We start from the raw sequence: 1450 nt of genomic DNA, 5'->3' as shown, positions 1-1450 counted from the left end.
GAAAGGCAAGGGAAACGATTCCTGTCGGACCATGGCGTTGTTTTGCTATAATAACCTCAGCTTTGCCCTTGGCTTGCTCCATTGCCTCTTGCCATTTGCTATACTCAGAGGTGCCTTCTTTGGGTTCTTCATTTTTGAGATAATATTCTTCACGATAAACGAACAGAACAATGTCGGCATCTTGCTCGATTGAACCAGATTCACGTAAATCAGAGAGTTGTGGACGTTTATCGGTTCGGTTTTCAACTTGTCGCGAAAGTTGTGACAGAGCAATGATGGGAATATTGAGTTCTTTTGCAAGTGCTTTTAATCCGGTGGTAATGGCTGTAATTTCTTGAACGCGATTTTCTAATGAACGCTTTGAACCACTTGTCATGAGTTGGATATAGTCGATAATCAAAACATCTAAACCATGTTGTCGTTTCAGACGCCTTGCACGGGCGGCCAATTGTGCAAGGGAGACACCCCCGTTTGATCAATATAAAGAGGGATTGTTTGTAAAGAGCGCATTGCGTAAATGATGTTGGTAAATTGCTCTTCTGAGATATTACCACGACGCATATCCGAAGAAGAAACCTTTATTTGTTCGGAAATAATACGAGTTGCAAGCTGTTCAGTTGACATCTCAAGTGAGAAGAAACCAACAATACCCCCTTCATTGGCTTGGCTGTTATCACGCTTACAAGCATTAGCAATATTAAAAGCAATATTGGTAGCAAGTGATGTTTTACCCATACCAGGGCGTCCAGCTATGATAATCAAATCGGATGGTTGTAGCCCTCCCATTTTTTCATCAAGGGTTTTGATATGGGTAGCTATCCCTGAAAGCTGTGAGGAACGCTTTTTCGCAGCGCTTGCCATGTTAAGTGCTTTTGCAATGGCTGTATCAAAGTTTTCAAACCCACCTCCATATTTTCCTTTTTCGGCTAACTCAAATAATTGATTTTCAATCGTTTCAATTTGTTGGGAAGGTGTGAACTCCAGAGGCGCATCAAAAGCTGTATTGGCAACTTCATTGCCAAGATTAATCAAAGACCGGCGGATAAAAAGATCGTAAATGACACGTCCATAATCTTCAGCGTTAATAATAGTGACTGCCTCTGTGGCTAAGCGAACAACATACTGGTATACAGTAATATCTCCAATTTTTTCTTCCATTTGGATATAGGGCTTAATTGTAATGGGGTTTGCAAGATGACCCTTTTGAATAATTTGTAAGACAATCTCAAAGATCTTTTGATGTAGCGTTTCAAAAAAATGTTCTGCTTTGAGAAAGTCTGAAACGCGATCGAGTGCATTATTATTAATCAGGATTGCTCCAAGTAATGCCTGTTCCGCTTCAATATTATGGGGAAGTTGACGAAAAGAAGAAGCAAAATTATCTCTTGGATTTTCTGTTTTTAGCATGTTCAGTGTTCTCATTGCTTTCTTTTCCCTTGTTTGGTGCCTC

1 pseudogene is annotated in these 1450 nt (G+C 40.3%); it reads right to left on the bottom strand.

Annotation, left to right across the window (positions count from 1 at the left end):
* A pseudogene (locus ACFINU_RS09815) lies at nucleotides 1–1422 on the bottom strand (replicative DNA helicase); the annotation flags it as partial.
* Between the last annotated feature and the right edge of the window lie 28 nt (nucleotides 1423–1450).

This window comes from Bartonella sp. AC130YNZD (assembly GCF_042196865.1).
Lineage (GTDB): Bacteria > Pseudomonadota > Alphaproteobacteria > Rhizobiales > Rhizobiaceae > Bartonella.
The sequence above is the reverse complement of the archived record's forward strand: the minus strand, read 5'-3'. Positions and strand labels throughout refer to the sequence as shown.